General features: G+C 49.8%; 26 protein-coding genes and 4 tRNA genes. 26 read left to right on the top strand and 4 right to left on the bottom strand.

Annotated features, from left to right (window positions below):
* Positions 1-38: 38 nt before the first annotated feature.
* The 3 genes from greB to envZ all read left to right on the top strand — a co-directional run bounded on the left by greB (position 39) and on the right by envZ (position 2,689).
* On the top strand, positions 39-512 hold the full coding sequence (gene greB / locus ACQ661_RS09845; RefSeq protein WP_431668256.1) for a transcription elongation factor GreB: 474 nt from the start codon (positions 39-41) through the stop codon (positions 510-512).
* A gap of 102 nt (positions 513-614) precedes the next feature.
* Entirely contained in the window at positions 615-1,355 is a 741-nt protein-coding gene (gene ompR / locus ACQ661_RS09840) for an osmolarity response regulator transcription factor OmpR (protein WP_110076634.1), read from the top strand.
* Positions 1,356-1,366: 11 nt separating this feature from the next.
* A complete protein-coding gene (envZ, locus tag ACQ661_RS09835) occupies positions 1,367-2,689 on the top strand; it encodes a two-component system sensor histidine kinase EnvZ (RefSeq protein WP_431668255.1) in 1,323 nt (440 codons plus the stop codon).
* A 10-nt stretch (positions 2,690-2,699) separates the two neighbouring features.
* On the opposite strand, the gene sthA is transcribed toward envZ, so the two are convergent.
* The gene (sthA, locus tag ACQ661_RS09830; RefSeq protein WP_431668254.1) at positions 2,700-4,106 is read right to left on the bottom strand and encodes a Si-specific NAD(P)(+) transhydrogenase; all 1,407 of its coding nucleotides are present in this window, start codon (positions 4,104-4,106) and stop codon (positions 2,700-2,702) included.
* 104 nt (positions 4,107-4,210) lie between these two features.
* On the opposite strand from sthA, the gene nudE reads away from it, so the two are divergent.
* Both nudE and cysQ read left to right on the top strand, forming a co-directional pair.
* Complete coding sequence (gene nudE, locus ACQ661_RS09825; RefSeq protein ID WP_431668253.1) at positions 4,211-4,759, top strand: ADP compounds hydrolase NudE; 549 nt, start codon at positions 4,211-4,213, stop codon at positions 4,757-4,759.
* A complete protein-coding gene (gene cysQ, locus ACQ661_RS09820; protein ID WP_110076630.1) occupies positions 4,756-5,613 on the top strand; it encodes a 3'(2'),5'-bisphosphate nucleotidase CysQ in 858 nt (285 codons plus the stop codon). Before nudE ends, cysQ begins: the two co-directional genes overlap by 4 nt.
* Here cysQ and ACQ661_RS09815 read toward each other — a convergent pair.
* Positions 5,594-5,821 carry a YheU family protein gene (locus tag ACQ661_RS09815; RefSeq protein WP_110076629.1) on the bottom strand — a complete coding sequence of 76 codons (228 nt, stop codon included), beginning with the start codon at positions 5,819-5,821 and terminating at the stop codon, positions 5,594-5,596. The two genes, cysQ and ACQ661_RS09815, sit on opposite strands and share 20 nt — an antisense overlap.
* 9 nt (positions 5,822-5,830) lie before the next feature.
* Complete coding sequence (locus ACQ661_RS09810; RefSeq protein ID WP_431668252.1) at positions 5,831-7,741, bottom strand: ATP-binding cassette domain-containing protein; 1,911 nt, start codon at positions 7,739-7,741, stop codon at positions 5,831-5,833.
* Between the two features lie 71 nt (positions 7,742-7,812).
* Between ACQ661_RS09810 and ACQ661_RS09805 the strand changes: the two genes are divergently transcribed.
* From ACQ661_RS09805 to ACQ661_RS09780, 6 genes are read left to right on the top strand one after another with little or no spacing between them, the layout of a single operon-like run.
* A complete protein-coding gene (locus tag ACQ661_RS09805) occupies positions 7,813-8,037 on the top strand; it encodes a YheV family putative zinc ribbon protein (RefSeq protein WP_431668251.1) in 225 nt (74 codons plus the stop codon).
* Between the two features lie 54 nt (positions 8,038-8,091).
* Entirely contained in the window at positions 8,092-8,508 is a 417-nt protein-coding gene (locus tag ACQ661_RS09800; RefSeq protein ID WP_369743130.1) for an MAPEG family protein, read from the top strand.
* 17 nt (positions 8,509-8,525) lie between these two features.
* Positions 8,526-9,443: a M14 family metallopeptidase gene (locus tag ACQ661_RS09795; protein ID WP_431668250.1), complete on the top strand. Its 918-nt coding sequence runs from the start codon at positions 8,526-8,528 to the stop codon at positions 9,441-9,443.
* Between the two features lie 10 nt (positions 9,444-9,453).
* Positions 9,454-10,014: a DUF1415 domain-containing protein gene (locus ACQ661_RS09790; RefSeq protein ID WP_431668249.1), complete on the top strand. Its 561-nt coding sequence runs from the start codon at positions 9,454-9,456 to the stop codon at positions 10,012-10,014.
* 25 nt (positions 10,015-10,039) lie between these two features.
* A complete protein-coding gene (locus tag ACQ661_RS09785; RefSeq protein ID WP_110076623.1) occupies positions 10,040-10,882 on the top strand; it encodes a motility protein A in 843 nt (280 codons plus the stop codon).
* Complete coding sequence (locus ACQ661_RS09780) at positions 10,879-11,640, top strand: OmpA/MotB family protein (RefSeq protein ID WP_431668248.1); 762 nt, start codon at positions 10,879-10,881, stop codon at positions 11,638-11,640. Before ACQ661_RS09785 ends, ACQ661_RS09780 begins: the two co-directional genes overlap by 4 nt.
* Positions 11,641-11,655: 15 nt before the next feature.
* Here ACQ661_RS09780 and queG read toward each other — a convergent pair whose 3' ends face one another.
* The gene (gene queG / locus ACQ661_RS09775; protein ID WP_431668265.1) at positions 11,656-12,822 is read right to left on the bottom strand and encodes a tRNA epoxyqueuosine(34) reductase QueG; all 1,167 of its coding nucleotides are present in this window, start codon (positions 12,820-12,822) and stop codon (positions 11,656-11,658) included.
* 37 nt (positions 12,823-12,859) lie between these two features.
* On the opposite strand from queG, the gene ACQ661_RS09770 reads away from it, so the two are divergent.
* From ACQ661_RS09770 to ACQ661_RS09700, 15 genes are all read left to right on the top strand, one after another.
* Positions 12,860-14,419, top strand: coding sequence for an NAD(P)H-hydrate dehydratase (locus tag ACQ661_RS09770; protein ID WP_181394949.1), 1,560 nt, complete (start codon positions 12,860-12,862; stop codon positions 14,417-14,419).
* Positions 14,419-14,904: a tRNA (adenosine(37)-N6)-threonylcarbamoyltransferase complex ATPase subunit type 1 TsaE gene (gene tsaE / locus ACQ661_RS09765; protein WP_110076620.1), complete on the top strand. Its 486-nt coding sequence runs from the start codon at positions 14,419-14,421 to the stop codon at positions 14,902-14,904. The genes ACQ661_RS09770 and tsaE overlap by 1 nt, the downstream gene beginning before the upstream one ends.
* Positions 14,904-16,220: an N-acetylmuramoyl-L-alanine amidase gene (locus ACQ661_RS09760; RefSeq protein ID WP_431668247.1), complete on the top strand. Its 1,317-nt coding sequence runs from the start codon at positions 14,904-14,906 to the stop codon at positions 16,218-16,220. The genes tsaE and ACQ661_RS09760 overlap by 1 nt, the downstream gene beginning before the upstream one ends.
* A 44-nt stretch (positions 16,221-16,264) precedes the next feature.
* Positions 16,265-18,064: a DNA mismatch repair endonuclease MutL gene (gene mutL / locus ACQ661_RS09755; protein WP_431668246.1), complete on the top strand. Its 1,800-nt coding sequence runs from the start codon at positions 16,265-16,267 to the stop codon at positions 18,062-18,064.
* Complete coding sequence (gene miaA / locus ACQ661_RS09750; RefSeq protein ID WP_110076617.1) at positions 18,064-19,020, top strand: tRNA (adenosine(37)-N6)-dimethylallyltransferase MiaA; 957 nt, start codon at positions 18,064-18,066, stop codon at positions 19,018-19,020. Before mutL ends, miaA begins: the two co-directional genes overlap by 1 nt.
* 201 nt (positions 19,021-19,221) lie before the next feature.
* A complete protein-coding gene (gene hfq, locus ACQ661_RS09745; RefSeq protein WP_110076616.1) occupies positions 19,222-19,473 on the top strand; it encodes an RNA chaperone Hfq in 252 nt (83 codons plus the stop codon).
* A gap of 25 nt (positions 19,474-19,498) precedes the next feature.
* Positions 19,499-20,794: a ribosome rescue GTPase HflX gene (gene hflX, locus ACQ661_RS09740; protein ID WP_110076615.1), complete on the top strand. Its 1,296-nt coding sequence runs from the start codon at positions 19,499-19,501 to the stop codon at positions 20,792-20,794.
* A gap of 43 nt (positions 20,795-20,837) precedes the next feature.
* The gene (hflK, locus tag ACQ661_RS09735) at positions 20,838-22,025 is read left to right on the top strand and encodes an FtsH protease activity modulator HflK (RefSeq protein WP_110076614.1); all 1,188 of its coding nucleotides are present in this window, start codon (positions 20,838-20,840) and stop codon (positions 22,023-22,025) included.
* Between the two features lie 3 nt (positions 22,026-22,028).
* Positions 22,029-22,919 carry a protease modulator HflC gene (gene hflC / locus ACQ661_RS09730; protein ID WP_110076613.1) on the top strand — a complete coding sequence of 297 codons (891 nt, stop codon included), beginning with the start codon at positions 22,029-22,031 and terminating at the stop codon, positions 22,917-22,919.
* Between the two features lie 106 nt (positions 22,920-23,025).
* Positions 23,026-24,192, top strand: a complete 1,167-nt coding sequence (locus ACQ661_RS09725; protein WP_110076612.1) for an aminotransferase class V-fold PLP-dependent enzyme — start codon at positions 23,026-23,028, stop codon at positions 24,190-24,192.
* 91 nt (positions 24,193-24,283) lie between these two features.
* Positions 24,284-25,582, top strand: coding sequence for an adenylosuccinate synthase (locus ACQ661_RS09720; RefSeq protein WP_110076611.1), 1,299 nt, complete (start codon positions 24,284-24,286; stop codon positions 25,580-25,582).
* Positions 25,583-25,671: 89 nt separating this feature from the next.
* Positions 25,672-25,747 (top strand) — tRNA-Thr (locus ACQ661_RS09715).
* A gap of 16 nt (positions 25,748-25,763) precedes the next feature.
* Positions 25,764-25,848 (top strand) — tRNA-Tyr (locus ACQ661_RS09710).
* Positions 25,849-25,913: 65 nt separating this feature from the next.
* A tRNA-Gly gene (locus tag ACQ661_RS09705) sits at positions 25,914-25,988 on the top strand.
* A 14-nt stretch (positions 25,989-26,002) separates the two neighbouring features.
* Positions 26,003-26,078, top strand: a tRNA-Thr gene (locus ACQ661_RS09700).
* Positions 26,079-26,192: the final 114 nt, after the last annotated feature.

Below are 26,192 nucleotides of genomic sequence, written 5' to 3'. Positions count from 1 at the left end.
TGCTTGCCATCAGCAGTTTGCCAAGCAAGGATTAGGCGTTGAAGACAAATTTGATTACCCGTGCTGGGTTCACTAAATTAACCGATGAACTCAATTATTTGTGGCGCGAATACCGTCCTGAAATCACCCAGAAAGTAGCCTGGGCGGCAAGCCTTGGTGATCGCAGCGAAAATGCTGATTACAAGGAGAATAAGCGACTGTTGCGGCAAATCGACCGGCGCGTACGATTTTTACGTAAACGACTCGAAGAAGTGCGTATAGTGGATTACTCGCCACAACAACAAGGCCGAGTCTTTTTTGGCGCCTGGGTGGTGATTGAAGATGAGAGTGGGCAACAGCGCCGGTTTCGTATCGTGGGGCCGGATGAGATCTATGGCCGCAACGATTATATCTCGATTGACTCGCCGATGGCTCGCGCACTGTTGAAAAAACAAGTGGATGATGAGGTGACTGTGACAACTCCCACTGGCACTAAGTACTGGCTAGTACATACCATTGAGTATGAGTCATAGCCGCAGGGGTTGCGCTTCGACATGTTTGCTTACAAGCCAATTTTGGTAATTATGGTAGGCATCTTTTATAGTTCAGGTAAGTCATAATAAGAGCACTAAATAATGAGTCAAACTACTTTTAAAATACTGGTTGTAGATGACGATGCAAGGTTGCGCAGTTTGTTAGAGCGTTACCTGCAAGAACAAGGTTTTTATGTTCGTAGTGCGGCCGAGAGCGAGCAAATGAATCGGTTGCTGGAGCGTGAAAACTTTCACTTGATGGTGCTAGATTTGATGCTTCCCGGTGAAGATGGTCTAACTATTTGTAAGCGCTTACGCCAACAGAACAATGATATTCCCATTGTGATGCTCACCGCCAAAGGGGATGAAGTGGATCGTATCATCGGCCTTGAGCTTGGTGCGGATGACTACTTGGCGAAACCTTTTAATCCCCGTGAACTGCTGGCACGTATTCGGGCGGTGCTAAGACGCCGTGGTAATGAAATCCCCGGTGCTCCGGCGGCGCAAGATGAAGAAATCGTGTTTGGTGAGTTTCGGCTTAATTTGGGTACCCGTGAAATGTATCGAGGCGACGAGCAGATGCCACTAACAAGTGGCGAGTTTGCCGTACTCAAAGCCTTGGTGACTCATCCACGCCAGCCGATGTCACGGGATAAACTAATGAATCAGGCCCGAGGCAGAGATTACAGTGCGTTAGAGCGCAGTATTGATGTGCAGGTATCACGGTTGCGGCGGATGCTTGAAGTAGACCCTGCTAATCCGCGTTACATCCAGACTGTGTGGGGGCTAGGTTATGTGTTTGTGCCAGATGGTAAAGCACCGACAGCTGATAAATCTAAGTAATTAAGGTCACGATGCGCCTACTACCTCGCTCAGCTTTTGCTCGCACCGTTGCTTTGATTGCTGTGGTACTGCTGATTAACCAACTGGTATCGTATGTGATGGTTGGTTTATATGTCGTCAAACCCAGTATGCAGCAAATCAGTAGTGTGGTGGCGCGCCAAGTGCAGGGCATCTTAGTGCTAGATACTTGGCTGCAACAGAGTGAACGGGCACGTGCTGAGCACCAACAGTTGGTCCAGGACTACACTGCCGCCACCGGGGTGTTGCCGCTGTCTGAGTTAGAAGCGGTGAAGCGAGGTTTGCAACAAACCTCTCGTTATAATTTTCTCTCCGCACAAATGTCAGAATTGCTGCAGGCCGATACCGAAGTTCGTATTTCACAGGGCGACGTGTATCGAGTCTGGATAAAAACGGCTGTGATTCCTGACTATTGGCTGGTGATAGATCTGGATAAGTTTGATGAAGCACGGTTTTCACCGTTACTCTTTTATCTAGGCCTGATTGGTTTGTTAAGCATATTCGGTGGCATGCTGTTTACAACGTGGCAAAACCGTCCGCTCAAGGCCCTAGAAGCAGCAGCTAAACGTATCGGTCGCGGCGAATATCCAGATCAACTTAAAGAAGCTGGCTCGACCGAGGTGGTGGCAGTAACTCGGGCTTTCAACCAAATGACAGAAGGGGTACGCCAACTTGAGCAAGACCGCGCCTTACTGATGGCAGGGGTATCTCATGATCTGCGGACACCACTCACACGGATTCGTTTGGCGACAGAGATGATGCCACCAGATGAAGATTATTTAGCTGAAAGTATCATTAATGATATTGATGATATGAACGCCATTATTGATCAATTTATTGATTATGTTCGCATTGATACTGTAGCCGATAACGAGCGTAATAATCTGAATTATTTAGTTGAAGAAGTGGTGGGCCATAGTCCCGAAAATTGGCACAGCAAGATCGAGGTGATTTACACCGAGGTGCCCGATGTTGCAGTGCGTGCCATATCCATTAAACGGGTGCTGCAAAATTTACTCGAGAATGCTGAGCGTTATGGTAACGGACGAGTACTTATCGAAACGGGGTATGACCAAAGTCGGCAGCGAGTGTGGTTTAAGGTTTGTGACAATGGCCCGGGTATCCCTGCCAAGCAAGTAGCGAAAGTGATTCAGCCTTTTACTCAAGGTGACACGGCCCGCGCCGCTAAAGGTTCTGGGTTGGGGTTAGCGATTGTGAAACGAATTGTCGAACGCCACCAAGGCCGCGTGGTGTTTAGCACCAGTCAACGGCTTGGTGGATTATGCATCCGGGTTGAATTGCCGGCGGTGGTCTAGCTCTTAACGATTAATTTTTTACTCGGTTTAAGCCATTAAGTGCTGCCACGCGATAGGCTTCAGCCATGGTTGGGTAGTTAAAGGTCGTGTTGACAAAGTACTCGATGGTATTGCCTTCACCTTGTTGCTCCATAATGGCTTGGCCGATGTGAATGATCTCAGCCGCGCGTTCGCCAAAGCAATGAATCCCTAACACTTGTTTGGTCTCACGATGGAACAGAATTTTTAAGTTACCTACCAACATATTAGAAATTTGCGCTCGAGCCAGGTGCTTAAATTGCGCTCGGCCCACTTCATAGGGTACTTTTTGCGCAGTCAATTCTTCTTCAGTTTTGCCCACCGAGCTGATTTCTGGAATGGTGTAAATTCCGGTAGGAATATCACTGATCAAGCGCTGATCACAGTCACCAAAGAGCATGGCGGTGGCACAGATGCGCCCTTGATCATAGGCTGCACTTGCTAGCGACGGATAGCCGATAATATCCCCCACAGCATAGATGTTATCAACCGCAGTTTGATAGTGCTTATTTACTTCTAACTGACCCCGATGATTGGTGGTTAAACCCACTGTCTCAAGTTGTAACTGCTCAAAGTTACCAGAGCGGCCGTTGGCAAACAGCAGGCAATCAGCATCGATACGTTTACCAGACTGGGTGTACATAGTCACCCCATCTTCATGGCCGCGGATGCTTTGGTATTCTTCGTTATGACGGATCACCACGCCACTGTTGCGCAAGTGATAGCTTAACGCATCGGAGATCTCTGCATCTAGAAACGATAGCAGCCGTTCACGGGTGTTGATTAAATCTACTTTAACGCCTAACCCCCGAAAGATACTGGCATATTCACAACCAATCACCCCAGCACCATAAATAATGATGCTGCGTGGTTCATGTTTGAGTTGCAATACTGTGTCTGAGTCGTAGATGCGTTCGTGACTAAAATCGACATCCTGAGGATGATAAGGGCGTGAACCTGTAGCAATCACAATCTGTTTGCTGCCAATGATTTCATAAGTACCATCGGCTTGGGTGATGCGCAGCTCGTGGGCCGATTCGAAGCTTGCGACGCCGTGCAACACAGTGACATTATTGCGCTCGTAAAAACCGCTGCGTAAACGAATCTGCTTACCAATCACCCCTTGTGCATGGCGTAAAATTTCGGCGAAGGTTAGCCCGCGGTGAACTTTTTCGCCGGCAAACAAGGGCGTGCTGTTATATTCAATTAAGCGACTTACTGAATGCCGCAGTGCTTTTGATGGGATCGTGCCCCAGTGGGTGCAGCCACCACCAATTGAATCGTACTTTTCAATCACGGCAACGCGACGGCCATGTTTAGCTAACTGCATAGCTGCACCTTCACCGCCGGGGCCGGTGCCAATCACTACCGCATCAAATTGAATAGGGGGTGTCGCCATATGAATGCTCCTTGTGGGTTGTACCCATTTGCGCTTTATCGTTATAGTACCACTGTCGCGGAAAAAATAACGTCCGATGTGTCAAGCTAGTTAATGGAATCATCATGGCGCGCAAACAAGTTCCAGAAATTTTAACTCGTCAAGTTGTGGCGCAAAGTCGGTTACTCAAAATTGAGGCGGTCGATTTGCGTTTTAGTAATGGGGAAGAACGCCAATTTGAGCGCATGGCGGGTAGTGGTCGCGGCGCCGTAATGATAGTGCCTTTCTTAAAGGCGGATACCCTGATGTTGGTGCGCGAGTATGCGGCAGGCTTACACAATTATCAGTTGGGCTTTCCGAAAGGTTTAATCGACCCCGGCGAGTCGCCTGAACAGGCCGCGAATCGCGAGCTTAAAGAAGAGATAGGGTATGGCGCAAGAGAGCTGATTCCGCTGAAGAGTGTGACTATGGCGCCGCAGTTTTTTGCTGCCACCATGCATATTTTTGTGGCGCGAGATCTCTATCCCGAGCAGTTGCAAGGTGATGAGCCAGAACCGTTAGAACTAGTGCCTTGGTCAACCAATGACATCGATGCCTTGTTGGCCCAGCCTGATTTTACTGAAGCACGCAGCATAGCCGCGTTATTAATGACTTTGCGCGAGGGACACGCATGAAACGAGCCGATACTGATGTAGCAGAATTAGCTGAGTTGCTTGATGGTGCCTGTGTGGTCGCCCGCCAAGCCGGTGCTGTAGTGATGGATATCTACCAGAATCAAGCCTACGAAACCTATGCGAAGGACGATGAATCGCCGGTCACCAGCGCCGATTATGCTGCCAATCAGGTGATCATTGATGGCTTAACAGCCTTAGATAAGACCATTCCGATTTTATCGGAAGAGGGCTCACACCTGAGTTTGGACGAACGCCAGCAATGGTCACGCTATTGGTTAATTGACCCTATTGATGGTACGCAAGAATTTATCGCTGGTAGCGGCGATTTTGGGATTGTTATCGCACTGGTGGAGCAATCACAACCGGGGCAGCATCTGCCGGTGCTTGGGGTGATTTATTGGCCGGCAACCGCAACCTTGTATTGCGCCCAGCGCGGGCAAGGAGCAGTGAAGATCTCGGCGGCGGGCACCGAACGCCTGCAAGTTCGCCAATTCAGCCAACCGGAGCAAGAAGCCATTACCATTGCTATGAGTCGCCGCCAGCCGCCAGCACGGGTGCTACAACGGATGAGTGCCGCACGCAGTTACACCACGGTGGCCACCGGGAGTTGCTCTTTAAAAGCCTGTCTTGTGGCCGAAGGGAGTGCCGATTGCTTTTTACGAGTGGGGCCAACGGGCGAGTGGGATACTGCCGCAGCAGAAGTTATTGTAGGCGAAGCCGGCGGTCGTATTGTCGATGAATACTTTCAGCCCTTAAGCTACAACCGCGAAACTAGCTTAGGCAACCCAAACTTTATCGTGTTAGGTGATGCCAAGGTGCCATGGCAGCAAGTGTTTACTCACCACCTGGGTTAAATTCATCAGCGGCCATAATATTTACGGTTTCGTGCAGTTCAGACCAGACCAGCACCGCCTGTTTGTGCTCTAACTGCCGCCGTACATCCTCAACTTTGGCAGCGAGTGATTTTTCTTGCTCGCCATAATCCGTGCCTTCGCGCAGCACAAAACTCTCAATCAGCGCGGTTAAGGTTTCGGCATCAAGTTGTTGCCATGGGATCAGCATGAAATCTCCTTAGTTATCTTGTTCACTGGCTTGGTGGAGTGCCTCTTCTGCTTCCATCCAGGCTTCTTCGGCCGCTTGTAAGGCTTGTTGTTGTGCGGCCTGACGTTGTAGAAGCTCAGTCAGTTGAGCCTTGTTGGCGGCCTCATACAAACTATTATCAGCAAGCAACTGATTGATTTCGGCTAACACTGCACTTACGTGTTCGAGTTTCTGCTCAGCCTTGGCCACCTTATCTTTCAGCGGTTTGAGGGCTTGACGGCGCTCAGCGGCTTGGCGCTTTTCAGCTTTACGGTCGGCCTTACCGCTACTACCGTCGGTGGTATCAGCGTTGGCGCTACTGGCTTGCTGTTTGAGCCACTCGTGGTAGTTATCCAAATCACCCGCAAAAGGCTGCACCTGTTGATGAGCTACCAGATAAAACTCATCCACCGTGGTACGCAATAAATGACGGTCGTGGCTGACAATCACCATAGCGCCAACAAAGTCTTGTAAAGCAAACACTAAGGCTTCGCGCATCTGGCTATCTAAATGGTTGGTAGGTTCGTCCAATAGCAGCATATTAGGTTTTTGATAGACAATCAGAGCCAACACCAAGCGTGCTTTTTCACCGCCGGACATAGGCCCAACTGCTGCGGTTGCGGCATCACCGGAAAAGCCAAAACCACCGATAAAATCGCGTAGCTGCTGTTCGCTGGCGTTTGGATCTAAGCGCTGCAGATGTAAAAGTGCACTGGCTTGCAAATCAAGCAGTTCTAATTGGTGTTGCGCAAAATACCCAAGTCGCACTCCGGGGTTCAACTGCACCACGCCCACTTGCGGTTTGAGTTGCCCTGCTAGCAATTTGATTAATGTTGATTTACCCGCCCCGTTGCGGCCGAGCAGACCGATGCGGCTCCCCGGCACCAAATTAAAGCTAATATCGGCTAGAATAGTGACCGCGGCATCACCTTCACCATAGCCCGCTTGCACTTGCTGCATGGTTAGTAAAGGGTTAGGTAATTGAGGCGGCTCTTTAAAGCTGAACTGAAAGCCACTCGCCGCACGTAGGGGGGCTCCTGCCTGTAAGCGCTCTAACGCTTTAATTCGGCTCTGGGCTTGCTTGGCTTTGCTGGCTTTGTAGCGAAACCTGTCAATGTAGCTCTGTAGATGCTTTTTCTGAGCTTGTTCTTTTTCAAACTGCGCTTGTTGTTGCGCTAGCTGTTCTGCTTGTTGGCGCTCAAAGCTGCTGTAATTGCCACTGTAACTGGTAGCGCGCTGGTGCTCGATATGAATGATTTGTCCGGCAATCGCATCCAAAAAGTCGCGGTCGTGGGAAATCACCATCAGCGTCCCCGGATACCGTTGCAGCCAATCTTCTAGCCAGAAAATGGCGTCAACATCGAGGTGGTTGGTTGGTTCATCAAGTAGCAGTAGGTCTGCGCGCGCAATCAAAGCTTGTGCCAAGTTAAGGCGCATGCGCCAGCCGCCGGAAAAAGCCTTTACCGGTAAATAAATCTGATCGGGTTGAAAGCCTAAACCGTTTAATAGAGCGGCAGCCCGTGCGTTGGCATCATAACCACCAATGGTAGCTAAGGCATCGTGTAAGGAGCCAATGGCATGACCGTCGTGGCGAGCTTCAGCATCAGCTAGTTGCTGTTGCAAGTGGCGCAGTTCAGTATCGCCATCTAGCACATACTCAAGGGCGGCTTGATCTAACGCTGGGGTTTCTTGTTTCACGCTAGCAATACGCCATGCCGGTGGCAATTCGCAACTGCCTTGTTCGGTTTGTAGCTCGCCCCGCAGCAAGGCAAATAGTGATGATTTACCCGTGCCGTTGCGCCCAACCAGGCCCACATGGTGCCCCGGAAAGACAGTAATATCGGCATTTTCTAACAATAACTTGCCACCGCGCATTAATGACATGGCGCGCATTTGTATCATAACGAGTTCCTGAACTTGGTGTTTGTGCTAGGTTTCTGCGACAATTATACCCGATACCATAAGAGGTGAATATGACTCGAACTAGGAAACGCTTTATTGCTGGGGCAGAATGCCCAGCATGCCAGGCCCAAGATACCCTGATGCTGACTATTGTAAATCAGCAAGAACAGGTGCAATGTGTGCAATGCGGGCATAAATTTGAGGAGCGTCAAGCAGCGGCACCGGCCCCTGCATCAGCGCAACAACCCGAAAAAGTCCCCGTGGGGCAGGTGATCGGGTTTTTTAAACCAGAATAGATTCAGAACTCGCTAGATGCGGGAGATAATAACAACAACACGGGAGTAATTAGCATGATTGTAGATTGGGTATTATGGGGCCTGTGGGTCATTTTAGTGACGGTGATGGTACAGTGGTTTGTGGCCAGTCGCTTCAAAGCAGCAGCACCAGGAGCTGTACCGGGTAAAATCAGCGCAGAACTCAGCCATGACTCCTTTGTGTTCCGAGCTCATCGCACCTTTCAGAACTCCATCGAAAACGTTCCCTTTTTTGCCGCCGCCGTGTTACTCGCTATTTTGAGTGGAGTGCAGTCGCAGTGGTTCGTCGCTTGGGTGTGGCTCTATGCTATTATTCGCATCATTCACATGGTGTTGTATTATGCGATAGCAACCGAGAAAAACCCCAGCCCACGTAGTTATTTTTTCATTGTGGGCGTGGTGGCAAACATTGCAGTGTTAGTGCAAGCAGCGATGGTCTTGGCTGGGGCTTAACGAACACGAGGTAAATTATGGTTGAACGTCAATATCCAATTGGTACTCCGGGCAAACCTTGGGGGCCTGCAGAGAAACTCGAATGGCAACAAGCCCAGCAGCTCAAGCGTTCTTATTTTGAGGACGTGGTACCCGCTATCAACGCTTTGCATGAACGTTTTGATGTAGAACAATATGGCCTGATTGAATATCCAGCGAATAACTACCCGTTGTTTGCAGTAAAAACCCGCGATTGGCAATCAAACAAGCCTACGGTATTAATTACGGGCGGGGTGCATGGCTATGAGACCAGTGGTGTACATGGCGCTCTGCGGTTTTTAGAAACCCAAGCTGAGCATTACAGTCAGTGGTTTAATCTGGTTGTCGCACCTTGTCTAAGCCCGTGGGGCTACGAAACCATCAATCGTTGGAACCCCCATGCGATAGACCCTAACCGGTCCTTTAAAGCACCTAGCCCTGCGGCTGAATGTGCCAACATCATGGATTATCTAGGCCAACAGCAATGGCAATTTTTAGCTCATTTTGATCTGCACGAAACGACTGATACCGACAATAGCGAATTTCGTCCGGCGAAAGCCGCTCTTGATGGCACTGTTAATACCAACTGGAACATTCCGGATGGTTTTTATACGGTGGGTAACTCAGAAATTCCGACGCCAGAGTTTCAGCGTGCCATTATCGACTCCGTGCGCAAAGTAACTCATATCGCCCCAGCGGACGACGAAGGTAAAATCATTGGGGCTGAATTACAGCAAGAAGGCGTGATTCATTACGCTGGCCGTGAACTCGGATTGTGTATGGGTTTAACCGATGCACCTTATGTAACCACCACCGAGGTTTATCCCGATAGCGCTCATGCCACCCCTGAGCAATGCATCTTAGCTCAAGTGGCTGCGATCGTAGGTGGCTTGGACTATTTGCGTGACCAAGCCTAGAGGGGGAAACATGCAGCAGGTGGTTGAGGTTACCCAACGCTGGTTGTGGCAAGTGATTGTAAAGTACAACATTTGCCCGTTTGCCCGGCAAGAAATTGAAGCTCAACGCATTAACTATCAGGTGTGCAAAGCTACTGCGGTCGAGGATATCTTGGCGAGCGTGGTGGCTGAGTGTAAGTTTTTAGATGAGCATCCTGAAGTGGCCACAGCGCTGGTGATAGTGCCCAATGCTTTAGCCGATTTTAGCGATTATCTAGATACCTTAGACTTAGCTAATCAGTTATTGCGATTAGAAGGCTACGAAGGGGTGTTTCAGTTGGCTAGCTTTCATCCGGCCTACTGCTTCGCCGGTGAGCCTGAAGACGACCCTGCCAATTACACCAACCGTGCACCTTATCCTATCTTTCATATTTTACGTGAAGACGAGCTGGCCGAGGCACTGGATAACTTTGATCAACCTGAACTGATCCCGGAGCGCAATATAGCTTTCGCACGGCGTAAAGGTGCCGCATTTTTTGAGCGTTTGCTGCATAAAATTAAAGCTGGCGAGCCTCCTGCCGATAACACCTAACATCTGTGACCAACTACTGAGACGCATGAATTTATCAACTCTTATTGGCATGCTGTCGGGCATTGCTATCGTGGTGCTATCGGTGATGCTAACCGCAGCCGATGCTTGGTCCTTTATCAATCTACCAGGCTTAGCCATAGTGCTAGGCGGTACCTTTGCGGCCACCTTGTTGGCATACCCATTGCGTGATGTGGTGCGGGTGTTCAAGATTCTGTGGATTGTGCTGCGTAACGAAAAAATGTACGCCGAAGATGACCAGCGCGAATTGGTTGAGGTGGCACGACAGTTAGTGCAGGGACGCATTGCCAATGCTGAAGATCAATTAAACCAGGTACAAAACCCGTTTTTAAAAACCGGTTTACAGTTACTCATCGATCGCACGCCGACCGAGGATATCGCTGAGTTATTAGAGTGGCGAATTCTGCGGACCAAACTAAAAGAGCGCGCCGAAGCTCAGGTGTATCGCACCATGGCCACTTTTGCCCCCGCGTTTGGTATGTTGGGTACCTTGGTTGGTCTGGTTAACATGTTGCATGGCATGGGCCAGAGCAGCATGAGCGAGATTGGCGTAGACATGGCCTTTGCGCTATTAACCACGCTGTACGGGGTGGTCTTGGCAAACATGTTGTTCAAACCGATTGCGATTAAATTTGAGCGTCGTACTGAGAGCCGCGTGCAATTAATGAATATGATTTTAGAAGGCATCTTGCTGATTGCTCGTGGTCGCAGCCCAGCCTACATTCGCGAATATTTAGCTACCTTCTTCGCCCATGTAGAAGATGAGCTGGATATCAACGAGGCTAACGATATTGCCGCGAAAAATGGGCTCCATGAAGGTTTAGGCAAGGGTAAATCTGAGCGGCTATGAGCAACGAACCTACTTTAAATGAGCTGATGGAACGTAGCGGCGGCCCCCAAGCCAAAGCTTCGGACGCAGCCGCCAACTTACATCGCGAACCTCATCGTGAGCATCGCGGTGCTTCAGCACGTTTATTCGGGCATGGAGTGGCGGCGCTGCATGACCAGCCCGTAGACGAAGAGGACAGTTGGGTTACTACCTACATGGACTTGCTGACCCTGCTATTGGTGTTGTTTGTTATTTTGCTCGCCAATGCTGACTTGTCCGGCTCGCCGAGCCCATCCGAGCAAGTATTGCAAGCCGCAGCAGAGCAGTCAGCAGGCTTAGCACTAACTGAAAGCGAATTGCAGGCGCAGTTTGCCAGTAGTGGTTTAGCCGATGGAGTAGAAGTAAGCACCTCGCCCGGTAAAGTTAATATTAAGCTTAAAGACAAGATTTTATTTCACAGCGGCGAAGCTGAATTTAATCAGCAGGCCGCCCAGGTGATGCAAACCCTAACTGAGGTGTTGAAGAAAAATCAGCTGTTTATCAGCGTTGAAGGGCATACGGATAACATCCCGATCAGTAATCAGCGGTTTCCTAGCAACTGGGAGTTATCTGCCGCGCGGGCTAGTGTGGTGGTACGCTTTTTAGCAGAGCAAGGCATAGCTCCAGAGCGGATGCGAGCTGTCGGCTATGCAGATAGTGCGCCGCTGCAGACTAATACTACCGCAGCTGGACGCAGCGAAAACCGTCGAGTTAACGTGGTACTAACCGAAGTTGAATAGCTCCAGCGCTGGGCCTTAAGCATCTCGCGGCATGCCTTTTTCTACCGCACGTACCAGCCTTAGCACTTGCTTTTCAACTTTGCCTAAACCTGCTTGTTGCCGCGCTAAGGCCCAATCAATATGCTCTTGAACCATAGCGCTAGCACTATCACGACGCTGCTGCAAGGCCTCGATAATAGCAGCATCGGCTGGCGCATTGCCTAAGGCCACCGCAATATTCCGCTGCCAACATTCATGGCCAATCCGCCGAATCGGCGAACCTTCAGTTTGTCGCAAAAAAGTGTCCTCATCCCAAGCCCACAATTGCAGTAGTTCAGGAGCATGCAAGTGCTGGCGCGGCGAAAAATCGGCTTCATCGGTTAGATGGGCGTAACGATTCCAAGGACAAATCAATTGGCAGTCGTCACAACCGTAGATGCGATTGCCAATCAGCGGCCGAAATTCTTCCGGAATACTTTGCTTGAGCTCAATGGTTAAATAAGAAATACAGCGACGCGCGTCTAACACATAGGGCTCGACAATGGCTTGGGTAGGACAAATAGTCATGCAGGCACTGCAGTTACCACATTTTTCGGCTACGGGTGAATCCATCGGTAGAGGTAGATTAACCAGCAGTTCACCCAAGAAAAACCAAGAGCCATGGGCTTCGTCTAGTACTAAGGTATGTTTACCACGCCAACCTAAACCTGCTTTGATAGCTAGTGGCTTCTCCATGATCGGAGCTGAATCCACAAAGGGGCGAAAATCTAGCTCAGCACATGCTGCTTGTATCTTATCGCCTAGTTGTTTCAGGCGCTTGCGCATTAATTTATGATAGTCGCGCCCAAGCGCATAGCGACTAATGTAGCCTAAACGAGGATTTTTCAGGGTTTTAGCAAAGCCAGCTTCAGCCGGTAAATAATTCATCCGCACCGAAATCGCACGCACTGCACCGGGATGCAGTTGATCGGGCCGGGTGCGTAACTCTGCATGTCGCGCCATCCATTCCATATCACCATGCATACCCGCTGCCAGCCAACGTTCTAAGTGCTGCTGCTCAGTGCTCAGGTCAACGTCGGTAATACCGACCTTCTGAAAGCCCAAGTCGCGGCCCCATTGTTTGATATCTGCAGCTAGTTGATGATAATCCATGAATGGTGTCGTACTCTTGTAAGTATGCCTGCGATTGATGTTGGCTAACATAGCAAAATCTGGGCAAAAACGCACGATAGGGAGACTCATGGTGGCACAATTATCGCACTTGATATATCGCACCGAACAGGTTCGTAGTGGTGAGCAAGCAGCTGCCGCAGCGATTGGCTTGAGTATGGCGCAACTGATGCAAGCGGCTGCCCAAGCATGTCTGCAGGCCATCCAGGATCACTGCGCCGCACCAGCTAGGGTGGCTATTGTTTGTGGCCCCGGCAATAACGGTGGCGATGGTTGGGTGCTGGCACGACTGGCTCAAGCCGCGGGCTATCAGGTGACGGTTTATGCGGTGCCCCCAACTACCAAGCTAGCACAACAAGCACAGGCGGCGTGGCAGGCGGAGGGCGGTCGCTGGCAGAGTAGCATCGATAGCTTACACGGCTACCAGATCCTTGTTGATGCTGTGCTTGGCAGTGGACTTACCCGGCCTCTGGCTGGTTTTTACCTAGCTGCGGTGCAGGCTATCAATGCCGCAGCTAACACCGCTTGGGTGTTGAGTGTGGACGTGCCAACCGGATTAAACAGTGATACCGGGCAACCGCAACCGATTGCGGTAACTGCAGCACACACCGTGACTATGGTAGCGATAAAAGCAGGACTAGTAACAGGTAAGGCCAAAGATTACGTAGGGCAGCTGAGCTTGGCCGAATTGGGCATCGGCGCAGCCTTTAGCAAACAGTCGCCCATGGCTGAGCTGGTGCAGCCAGAGCTAGCGCAGCGCTGGTTGGCGAAACGAAAGCCTAGCTCGCACAAAGGTGACCATGGTCATCTTGTTTTGATTGCTGGCGGGCCTGGTATGAGTGGCGCGGCTATTTTGGCTGGGCGGGCAGCCTTACGCAGCGGTGCGGGTAAGGTCACTCTGGTTACGCATCCGCACACACTTGCCATTATTGCGCAAGCGCAGCCCGAACTCATGGTGCATGGCACCGATGAAAAGGGCCTTATCCCTTGGCTTGAGCAAGCGGATGCTATCGTGATTGGGCCGGGATTAGGTCGTGATGCTTGGGCGCAACAGCAGCTACAGCAGTTGTTAGATTGGCTCACGGAGCTTTCAGGGCCGTTACCGCCGGTGGTTGCCGATGCCGACGCCCTCAATCTCTTAGCGCAGTTGCCGCAGGGCGAGCCGTCACCCAACTTACGGCAGTGGGTATTAACTCCGCATCCCGCAGAGGCGGGTCGCTTGTTACGGTCTGTGATGAGCACTCGGTTTGCGGATGAGAATATGACGGCCGTGGTGGAAGCGGATCGATACGAAGCGTTAACGCAATTAGTTACGAACTTTAATGCCCAGGTGCTACTCAAAGGAGCAGGAACTTTAATCGCCGGGCCAGCACACCAAATTGAGCGCATCTTAGTGTGTGATCGTGGTAGCTCGGCCTTGGCAACAGCCGGCTCGGGCGATGTGCTCAGTGGCCTCTTAGGGGCCTTGCTAGCGCAGCATCGGCAACCTTCAGCTGCAGCTTTGCATGAACTGGTAGCGACTGCAGTTTGGGTGCATGCCGTTGCTGGCGAAAATGCTGCGCAAGCCGGAGAACGTGGTACTATAGCAAGCGATATTGTGAATGAACTCAGAGCCTTGGTGAACCCTTGATGACAACTATTATTCGTAGCGCAGCCACCGAAGCAGAGCTACTGCAGGTAGCGCAACAATTAGCCCGTAACACCACTAAGCTATTACAACAGGCGGGGCCTGCTGCAACTGCCTTTACTTGTTATTTGTACGGTGATCTAGGTGCAGGTAAAACCACTTTTAGCCGTGGTTTTATCCAGACCTTGGGCCACCAAGGTGCAGTGAAAAGCCCTACTTACACCTTGGTAGAGACCTATGAGTTGAGTCCTTGGACCATTCATCACTTTGATTTGTATCGGCTTGCTGATCCAGAAGAACTTGAATTCATGGGCATCCGCGATTACCTTGGAGATCATCAGATTATTTTAGCCGAATGGCCGCAGCGAGGGACAGGATACTTACCCGAAGCTGATATAACTATAACCATAGACTATGCCCAACCGGGTCGAACTATGACGATACATGCGCTAACAACACGAGGTCGAGCGGTTCTCGAAACACTTTAATGCCCTATTGGATACGCGTTTTTATTAGTTGCAGTTTGCTGCTGTTCAGTACCACCAGTTTCTCGGTGCAAGTTAACAGCATCAACAATGTACGAATGTGGCCTGCGCCTGATAATACGCGGGTCGTTTTTGATCTGTCTGCAACTCCTGATTTTAGTTATTTTACCTTGTATCAACAAACACCCTATCGGCTGGTGATTGATTTTAACCAAACCGCTCTCAAGGTTGACTTAGCCAAAGTGGAAAATAACTCACTGTTGATTAAGAAAATTCGTACTAGTACCCCCAAGAACAAGCAATCCACTCGTGTTGTGATTGAGCTCAACGACAAGATTGAATTTGAGATTTTTCCGGTGCGGGCCAACGAGCAATATGGCGAGCGCTTAGTAATCGATTTAAAAGGGCGATCGATTGAGCGCAAAAATACCCCGTTACGTGCCGATGAATTACAAGAAAGAAAAGTGACCATTGCCATCGATGCTGGGCATGGTGGCGATGATCCCGGTTCAATTGGGCCATCGGGAGCCTACGAAAAAGATATTGTGTTGAAAATATCGAAAGCGCTAGCGGATATGATCAACCAAGATCCAGCTATGCAGGCCTACTTGATTCGCAGTGGTGACTATTACGTGGGTCTCAAAGCGCGCGCCCGTAAAGCTCAAGAAATTGAAGCCGATTTGTTAGTATCCATTCATGCGGATGCTTTTACCTCACCGAAACCCCGTGGCGGGTCGGTGTGGGTGCTCTCCTCACGTCGCGCTACCACTGAAATGGGTCGTATGTTAGAGGATAAAGAGCGGCTGTCTGATGTGCTTGGAGGCATCGATTTGCGGGTAGAGTCTGACGATACCCACGGTTACTTAAACAAAGCTCTCATTGATATGACCATGGGCCATGCCATGAGTGCCGGTTTTGAAGTGGCCGAAGATGTCCTCAAGCATATGGATGGCATTGCCATTATGCACAAAGACAAACCGCAACATGCCAGTTTTGCCGTGCTTACGTCAGGTAAACCCTCGATTTTGGTGGAAACCGGTTTTATCTCAAATCCACAAGAAGAACAGCAACTGTTAAGCAACGCCTATCAGCAGCGGATGGCGCGCGCCATTTATCAAGGGGTGCGCGATTACTTTACTCGGCGTCCGCCCGATGGCTCGTCGTTTGTATCAAGCCGTGCGGCGCAACATGTGGTAAAATCTGGTGAGTCGTTATCGGTGATTGCAAAGCGCTACAATACAACCGTCAAAGCATTGAAAACACGGAACAACCTAACCAGTAATGTACTGCAAGTTGGGCAAGTGCTAGACATCCCATAACACCCTGATTTATTTCGGACTCACCAGCTACGAGCACGCCAGTTATGCCGATTCAATTATTGCCGATCAGTTTAGCCAACCAAATTGCCGCAGGCGAGGTGATCGAGCGTCCCGCATCGGTAGTGAAAGAGCTGGTGGAAAACTGTCTAGATGCAGGTGCCAGCCATATTGTCATTGATATTGAGCAAGGTGGTCGACGGCGTATTCGTATTCGCGATGATGGTACTGGTATTGTCAAAGCTGAATTAGGTTTAGCCCTTAGTCGACATGCCACCAGTAAAATCAGCAGTCTCAACGACCTCGAAGCGATTCAAAGCTTAGGCTTTAGAGGCGAAGCCTTAGCCAGTATTAGTTCAGTATCACGTTTAACCCTAACCTCAAAGCCAGCGCAGCAAGCCGAGGCTTGGCAGGCTTGGGTAGAAGGGCGTGATATGCAGGCTGAAATCGCCCCAGCAAGTCACCCGGATGGGACTACCGTTGATGTGCAAGATTTGTTTTTTAACACACCGGCGCGGCGCAAATTTTTGCGTACTGACAAAACTGAATTTGCCCATATCGACGAGGTCGTACGGCGTATTGCACTGGCTCGTTTTGGGGTGCGTTTTAGCCTGAACCACAACGATAAACCGGTGCGTAACTACCCTGCGGTATCGGCGCAACAAGATGCATTACAACGCATCAGCCAAGTGTGTGGTCGGCAATTTACCGATCCAGCCTTAGCGGTGGAGCATGCTAGTGGTCCAGTGCGCCTATGGGGTTGGGTCGCAGCGCCAGAAGAATGTCGCCATCAGGCAGATATTCAGTACTTTTATGTTAATGGTAGGATGATGAAAGATCGCTTGCTGGCGCATGCGGTGCGACAAGCTTACGGTGAAGCTAGCGGATTAGCGGACCCCAGCAGCGATAGCATGGGGCAACATCGAGTCCCCACGTTTGTGTTGTATCTAGAATTACCGCCTCAAGACGTGGATGTGAATGTGCATCCGGCCAAGCATGAAGTGCGCTTTCATCAAGCGCGGCAGATTCATGACTTTGTGTTAGCAGCTCTGCGCACTGCCTTGCAACAAGCTCCAAGCACCGCCCGCAGCGGTGCTACGGCAGCGCCTCATGGTGCCGGCGCAGCGGATGCCAGCAAGGTTGCAGCAGCGCCACCACAACATGGTTATCAGCCGGCCAGCAGTCAGCTCAGTCAACAGGTGCAAGAGTTACAACCACGCCATAGTCAGCTGTTTCCGCAGCGCGCTCAAGCCCACCCAAGTTTGGCTCAGTTGCAGCAAGTGGCTGCTCCCAGTCAGTCTGAGTCAGCTGTCACCGGTCCTAAATTACTGTCAGTTATACAGCAACGTTTTGCCTTATTGCAGCAGGTTGAATTGGGTTCTCAGCAGCACCTGCTGGCGCTGTTAGATTTAGCTGCAGTACAGCAGTATGTGCTGAGCAAACAATTGCAGCAACAATGGCAGTTAGGGTTAGCTGGGCAACCCCTGTTGATACCGTTGCAATTACAGGATGCGCCCTTAATCGCAGCATTACGGGCTGTTCCCGCTGAACAGTTGGCGCGCTTAGGGGTCCGTTGTGAGTTTGGCCGCAATCGGGTCACCTTGTTAGAAGTGCCATCCATGCTGCGGCAAACCAACCTCACAGTTACCTTAGCGCAACTGGTTAAGCAGTTGGACAGCCCGCAGTTATTCCGTTGGCTGGCCCAGTTCCAGGTGTTGTCCCAGTTCAATTTGAGCCAAGCTGAACACTGGTTACAGCAGTGGCTACAAGACCCTATTGCCGACTATTTGTATGCGCTTTCACTGCCACCTGAAGTCAGCAGTACGGACACGGCTAAGGAAACTTGATGACCACTTTTACCAATAAAGTCATTTGCCTTTACGGGCCCACGGCAGCCGGCAAAACAGGCTTAGCTATTGCGCTAACACAGGCGTTACCCTGCGATATTATCTCGGTGGATTCTGCCCTGATCTATCGCGGTATGGATATCGGAACCGCGAAGCCAAGTGCCGCTGAACAAGCGCAAGCACCGCATCGATTGATTGACATCTGTGACCCTAGCGAAAGCTATTCAGCGGCACAATTTGCAGCCGATGCGCGCGAAGAAATAGAAGCCATTCTGGCGCGTGGCCGCATTCCATTGCTGGTAGGCGGTACCATGTTGTATTTCAAAGCCTTGCTAGAAGGCATGTCCGATTTACCTGAAGCAGACCCGGCCATTCGCCAGCAGCTACTTGAACAAGTTGCTAGCGCAGGTACCCATGCTCTACATCAGCGCCTAGAACAGATAGACCCGGTGAGTGCCGCACGGATTCATCCGCATGATCCCCAGCGCTTAGTAAGGGCCCTGGAAGTCTATTTAAGCAGTGGTCAAACGCTTACTGAACTTACCACCCAGCGCACTGGAGCATTACCCTATCCGGTACTGCAATTAGCCGTGGCGCCCCATAATCGCAGCGTCTTGCACGAGCGTATTAAGGTAAGATTTTTACAAATGTTGGAACAAGATTTTCTCGCCGAGGTCGAACAATTAAGACAGCGGTCCGATTTGCATCTCGATTTACCCGCGTTACGCTGTGTGGGGTATCGTCAGGCTTGGCAGTATTTAGCTGGCGAGTGCAGTTATGACGAGATGGTCGAGCGCGGCATTGCCGCCACTCGGCAATTAGCCAAGCGGCAGTTAACTTGGCTGCGCAAATGGCCCGGGGTGCATTGGTTAGATACGGATGCGGATGATTTAGCGGTCCAAGCGATTGCTTACTGTCAGCAACACCAAGGCGAAGTATTCGCTGAGTTGCTTTAGCGATAGCTGCAATCGAACAAACTATCGTTCAATTGCTCCTTGAAAAGCTTAAACTAATCCCCATATTCAGTATTAACTGAAATAAAATGGTTCTGAGTTACACTATTTAAAAAAATTGTCTATATTTTAAGTGGCTGGCACGTTTTAGCGCAGTAGTATGTTGCTAGGCACTCACAATAACAAAAAAAAGGACGCACTATTATGGCCAAGGGGCAAACTCTACAAGACCCTTTTTTGAATGCACTGCGCCGCGAGCGTGTGCCGGTTTCGATTTACTTAGTAAATGGAATTAAACTACAAGGACAAATTGAGTCTTTTGATCAATTTGTTATTTTGCTGAAAAATACAGTCAGCCAGATGGTGTATAAGCACGCCATTTCAACGGTGGTGCCAGCGCGCATTCCACAGAATTATCTGCCTATGGCAGAAAGCTCTGAAGAAGCGATCGATTAATTGATGTTAGGGGAGCAGTGATAGCTTGTTTGATAGGTTTGAAAGTGGTGAACAGGCTGTCCTGGTACACGTTGATTTTCCTGCAGAAATTGATCGTGAAGATCTCTCTGAACTGAAGTTATTAGTGTCATCCGCCGGGGTTGAAACCCTCGGTGTGGTGACTGCTTCGCGTAGCGCACCCAGTTCTAAGTATTTTATTGGTTCGGGTAAAGCGGAAGAAATTGCCGATCAGGTGCGCTTGCTCGATGCTAACATCGTTATTTTTAACCACAGCCTTACACCTACCCAAGAACGCAACTTAGAAAAGTTGTGTCAATGTCGCGTGCTCGACCGCACCGGCTTGATTCTTGATATCTTTGCCCAGCGCGCCCGCACTCACGAAGGTAAGCTGCAAGTAGAACTAGCGCAATTGCGTCATATCCAAACACGATTGGTACGCGGCTGGACTCACTTAGAACGGCAAAAAGGCGGGATTGGTTTGCGTGGCCCAGGTGAAACCCAGCTAGAAACGGACCGTCGCTTAATTCGTGGCCGTATCAAAAACATTTTGGGGCGCTTAGACAAAGTTCAGAAGCAGCGCGAACAAGGTCGTCGCGCACGCCAACGCGCTGAGATTCCGACGGTATCTTTAGTGGGATACACCAACGCTGGTAAATCTACCCTCTTTAATAAGATCACTGAAGCCGGGGTGTATGCGGCCGACCAGCTCTTTGCTACCCTCGACCCAACCTTGCGCAAGCTTGAACTCACCGATGTGGGGCCTATTATTTTGGCTGATACGGTAGGTTTTATTCGGCATTTGCCCCATGAACTCGTGGCCGCCTTTAAAGCGACCCTACAAGAAACCCAAGAAGCGGATTTACTCTTACACGTGATTGATGTGGCCGATGACCGTCAACAAGACAACATCCATCAAGTTGAAGAAGTACTGGCCGAAATTGGTGCCGACGAAATTCCGCAGTTGTTGATTTGTAATAAGATCGATCAGCTTGATAATGGAGTAGCGCGCATTGATACTGATGATCAAGGCATGCCAATCCGGGTCTGGCTTTCAGCTCAGAGTGGGGCCGGAATAGATTTGTTACAACAAGCCTTGGTGCAACGCTTGCGTCCACAGATGGTTGACGTATCCTTACGAATTCCACCCTCGATGGGTAAATTACGTGGTAAGCTGTATGCACTTAAGAGTGTCACCGCAGAAACTACTGCGGACGATGGACAATTTTCAATGCAGGTACGTATGTCTCAAGTAGATTGGCGTAGATTGTGTAAACAGGTCGCCGAAGAATATGGCGATAACCTGCAAGGCTTTGTAGAATAACTAACGAATACAATTAAACAGCAACCCAGAGTTGGAGTAATCAATGGCCTGGAATCAACCGGGAAACGGTAATAACAATGACCGTGATCCATGGAAACAACAAGGCGGCCGCGATCAAGGTCCGCCAGATTTAGATGAAGCAGTGCGTAACCTCCTAGGTAAACTTGGCCTAGGTGGTAAGAAAAGTGGCAACAATCAAAATCGAAGCAGTGGCGGTTTATCCGGCAAGGGCTTTGGTGTGATTGCGATTATCGCCCTATTAGTTTGGTTTTTGGCGGGTATTTATACGGTCAAAGAAGCCGAACGTGGGGTGGTACTGCGCTTCGGTCAATACCACAATTTAGTAGAATCAGGTCTGCATTGGCGCCCGGTATTCATTGATAGCGTACAAACCGTTGACGTGAGCAATGTGCGACAGTTCCAGTCAGAAGGTTTCATGCTGACTCAAGACGAGAACGTGGTGCATGTTGAGCTAGACGTACAGTATCGCATCATCAATCCGCGCGATTATCTCTACGCAGTAGAGAACGCCGACCGCAGTCTTGCCCAAGCGACAGACAGTGCCTTGCGTTACGTGGTGGGTCACACCACCATGGATGAAGTACTAACAGTAGGACGTGAAAGTGTTCGTGCTGACACGCTAGAATTGTTAGACAACATCATTGCACCTTATCTGTTAGGGATTCAAATTGTTGATGTGAACTTGTTGCCTGCGCGTCCGCCAGAAGCTGTGAAAGACGCTTTTGATGACGCTATTGCGGCACAAGAAGACGAACAGCGCTTTATTCGTGAAGCTGAAGCTTACGCCCGACAAATTGAGCCGTTAGCTCGTGGTCAAGTACGTCGAGTGCTGCAAGAAGCGCAAGCTTATCGCGAGCAGACCGTACTGAAAGCGCAAGGTGAGGTAGCACGTTTTAAAGAATTGCTGCCACAATACAAAGCCGCTCCAGTTGTTACACGTGAACGTTTGTACTTAGAAACGTTAGAAGCTATCTATGCCAACACCAGCAAAGTGATGGTGGATGTTGAAGGTAGCAATAACATGATGTACTTGCCGTTAGATAAAATTTTAGAACAGCAGCAACGCAGCCGTTCTGAAGCGCAAAGCCAAGAGCGTGCGCCACAGCAAGGGATTAATTCAACGAACCCAAGTTCGCAGAATAACAACCCTGCAAGCACTAACAGCAATACCACACGTAGTAGCGACCGCTTCAACAGTGGCCGGGGGTAAACGATGAAAAACTTAGTAGCCATTTTAGTTATAGTCGCCTTAGCCCTTGGGGTTTCTTCACTCTTTGTAGTGAAAGAAGGCGAACGCGCCATTGTGGTGCAATTTGGTAAGGTACAACGTGACGCAAATACTGGCGAAGCCGTCGTATTTGAGCCGGGCTTACACTTTAAGCTGCCTTTTATTGAGCAGGTTAAACGCTTAGATGCGCGTTTTAAAACCCTTGATGGTGACCCCGATCGCTTTGTAACCAGCGAGAAAAAAGACTTGATTGTAGATACTTATGTAAAGTGGCGTATCTCTGATTTCGCAACCTACTATTTATCGACCAATGGTGGTAACCAAGCTCAAGCCGAAGCCTTGTTAACCCGTCGGGTGAACAGCGGTTTACGGGCTGAATTTGGTAGCCGTACCATTAAAGAAATCGTGTCGGGTGAACGTGATAACTTAATGCGTGAAGCTCTTATTCGTGGTGCTGATAGCGCTCAAGAGCTGGGTATTGAGGTGATTGACGTGCGCGTAATGCAAATCAACTTGCCGACCGAAGTTAGCCAGTCGATTTACCAACGGATGCGTGCAGAGCGTCAAGCAGTAGCTATGGAACACCGCTCTGAAGGTCGTGAGCAAGCTGAATTCATCCGCGCTGATGTAGATGCTCGAGTAGCCGTAATGTTAGCTGATGCTGAGCGTGAATCACGTGAACTGCGTGGCCAAGGTGATGCTGAAGCTGCGGGTATCTATGCTGAAGTGTACACTCAAGACCCAGAGTTCTTCTCATTCTTGCGCAGCTTGCAAGCGTATCAGAAGAGTTTTGAAAGTGGCAATGATGTGTTAGTGCTAGAACCAGACAGCGACTTCTTCAAGTATTTGAAAGACGTTACTGGTGGTAAAAAATAGCTGTTAGCTAAGCTTTTGAAACCTATCAAAACCCGCGGTTGTCCCGCGGGTTTTTTGTAGGTAAGCTGCTGGTCATCGCTCGACTACTTTGCTGAGAATTTCTGATATGTCTTACAAGCAGTATTACCAAGGTTTCTTTCAACGCCATCCGGATAGCTTACACTGCGCGCCCCATAGTCATCACTATTGGCCCGATGTGACGCGTGCTGCGCAACTCCAGTATTGGGATGATACCGCCCAAGGTGTCGATCATAAGTGGAACCAGATTTTTGGTGAACGTGTACCCGCCGTACAAACCTTGCTAGCCGAGCTGCTGCAGCATCCTCATCCTGAGCAATTTGTGTTCGCCAGTAACACCCACGAACTGCTGTACCGAGTGATGAGTTGTTTTGACCTGAGCCAACCCGTTTCGATTTTGACCACAGATAGCGAGTTTCACAGCTTTTCTCGCCAATTGCGGCGGCTACAAGAGCGCAGTAACTTAACCGTGACTGTGGTTGCCACAGAACCCTTTGCTAGCTTCCCGCAACGCTGGTTAGAGGCAGTCTCAGCTGATGCTTATACGCTTATTTTTACCAGCCAAGTTTTCTATAACTCAGGTGTGGTTGGCCCAGACTTAAATGATTGGGTACCTCAAGCTGATCCTGAAAGTACTATCGTGGTCGATGGCTATCATGGTTGCGGTGCCATACCCACCAACTTAAGTACCGTGGCGGACCGAATTTTTTACTTGGCTGGTGCATACAAATATCTACAAGCGGGCGAGGGCTGTTGTTTCATGGCCGTGCCTAAGGGCTGCCAGTTACGCCCAGAGTACACTGGTTGGTTCGCTGATTTCGCGAACTTAGCCAAGCCCCAACAGGGCGAGGTGCAATATGCTGACGATGGCTTGCGTTTCGCCGGCTCCACGATGGATTTTAGCGCCCTCTACCGGCTTGAAAGTGTGCTGCAATGGTGGCAGCAAGAACAGTTAAGCGTAGACCACATGCATGGTTATGTGCAGCAATTGCAGCAGGGTTTTTTGGCCGTACTAGATGAAGTAGGGCACCCCTTAGTTAACCGCCAACGTTTATTAGTTAACTCGTTGGCGCAGCATGGGCATTTCTTTACCTTTCGTTTGGATAATCCAGACCAAGTGCAGCAACTTGCTGAAAAGCTAGCCAAAGCTGGTATCGAAACCGATTACCGAGGCAACCGACTAAGGTTTGGCTTTGCTCTTTACCATGATGTGGCCGACTATCAACGCTTAAAAAAGGCGTTAAGCAGCCACTGATCGGGCTACCTTGTAAGGGCAATTCCTGTTAAAATCAGCGCCTGTTTTTTCAACACCTGTTTTTCTAACAGTCACAGCTGGTATCTAACTCATGGGTAAAAACGTCGTAATTCTTGGTACGCAATGGGGTGATGAGGGTAAAGGTAAGATTGTCGACCTACTCACCGATAAAGCATCGTTAGTGGTTCGCTATCAAGGCGGTCACAATGCTGGTCACACCCTGGTCATCGATGGTGAAAAAACCGTCCTGCACCTGATCCCATCAGGTATTTTGCGTAGCAACGTTAAATGTATTATCGGTAACGGTGTCGTACTTTCACCAGAAGCCTTAATGGAAGAGATTGCGATGTTAGAAAAGCGTGGCGTACCCGTACGCGACCGCTTACTCATCAGTGAAGCTTGCCCATTGATTTTGCCGTATCACATTGCCCTAGACCAAGCTCGTGAAAAGGCTCGTGGTAACAAAGCTATCGGTACTACCGGTCGCGGCATTGGCCCAGCCTACGAAGATAAAGTAGCGCGTCGAGGCCTGCGCGTAGGCGATTTATTTAACCCAGAGCGGTTTGAAGAGAAATTACGCGAAGTGGTCGAGTTCCATAACTTTACCTTAGTGAACTACTACAAAGTCGACGCCGTTGATGCCGACCAGGTATTAGCTTATTGCCACGAAGTTGCCAAGCAACTAAAAGACATGATCGCCGACATTCCATCGTTGTTAGATGAAACCCGTAAAGCTGGCCAGCACATCATGTTTGAGGGGGCTCAAGGCACCTTATTGGACATCGACCATGGTACATACCCTTACGTCACCTCATCAAATACGACCGCTGGTGGGGTGTCGACGGGGGCTGGTTTCGGTCCACGTTATATTGATTACGTGCTTGGTATTGTTAAAGCCTATACCACCCGAGTTGGTAGTGGTCCTTTCCCAACGGAGTTAGATTGTGCCGTTGGCGAACATTTAGGTGTAAAAGGCCATGAATTTGGTGCTACCACTGGGCGTAAACGTCGTACCGGTTGGTTTGACGCAGTAGCCGCACGTCGGGCAGTACAAATTAACTCAGTGAGCGGTTTTTGCTTAACCAAGCTCGATGTCTTGGACGGCCTAGAAGAATTGAAAATCTGTGTGGGTTATAAATTACCTAATGGCGACATCACTGAGTATCCGCCGATGGCCGCGGAAGATTATGATCACGTAGAACCTATTTACGAGACCATGCCAGGTTGGCAAGATAGCACTGTTGGCATTACCGAACACAAAGATTTGCCAACGGCAGCCCTTGCATATATTAAACGTATCGAGGTTTTAACCGGTGTTCCAGTGGACATTATTTCAACGGGTCCTGACCGTGCAGAAACCATTATTTTGCGTCATCCGTTCGCTATTTAACCAAACGAACGCAGAAAAGCAAAAAAAATAGCATTTTCTATTGCATCATCAAAATCGATACAATAGAATGCGCTCCACCTAACCGGGGTGCCGGCATAGCTCAGCTGGTAGAGCAACTGACTTGTAATCAGTAGGTCGGGAGTTCGACTCTCTCTGCCGGCACCAACTCAAAATTAGGTTCGGAGGGGTTCCCGAGCGGTCAAAGGGATCAGACTGTAAATCTGACGGCTCAGCCTTCGCAGGTTCGAATCCTGCCCCCTCCACCAATTTCTGCATTAGTTGTTGAATGCGGTGAGTTCAGAGTGGTTTGAGGTGGCCCGATTCAAGGCATGCGGGTATCGTATAATGGCTATTACCTCAGCCTTCCAAGCTGATGATGTGGGTTCGATTCCCACTACCCGCTCCAAATAATCTGAAAGTGCTGATATAGCTCAGTTGGTAGAGCGCACCCTTGGTAAGGGTGAGGTCGGCGGTTCAAATCCGCCTATCAGCACCATTTTCACCGGCCAAACTCTTCCCTTATCTCATCAAATTCGGCATAATCTGCCCGGTTTTGTTTAATTTCAAAAATGTTGGTGTTTAATCCACCGTACGTTGTCCAAAAGAGGCT

The organism is Pseudidiomarina sp. WS423 (assembly GCF_050750165.1).
Taxonomy (GTDB): Bacteria; Pseudomonadota; Gammaproteobacteria; order Enterobacterales; family Alteromonadaceae; genus Pseudidiomarina; species Pseudidiomarina fusca.
Note: the sequence above shows the minus strand (reverse complement) of the source record. Positions and strands in the feature narration are given on the sequence as shown.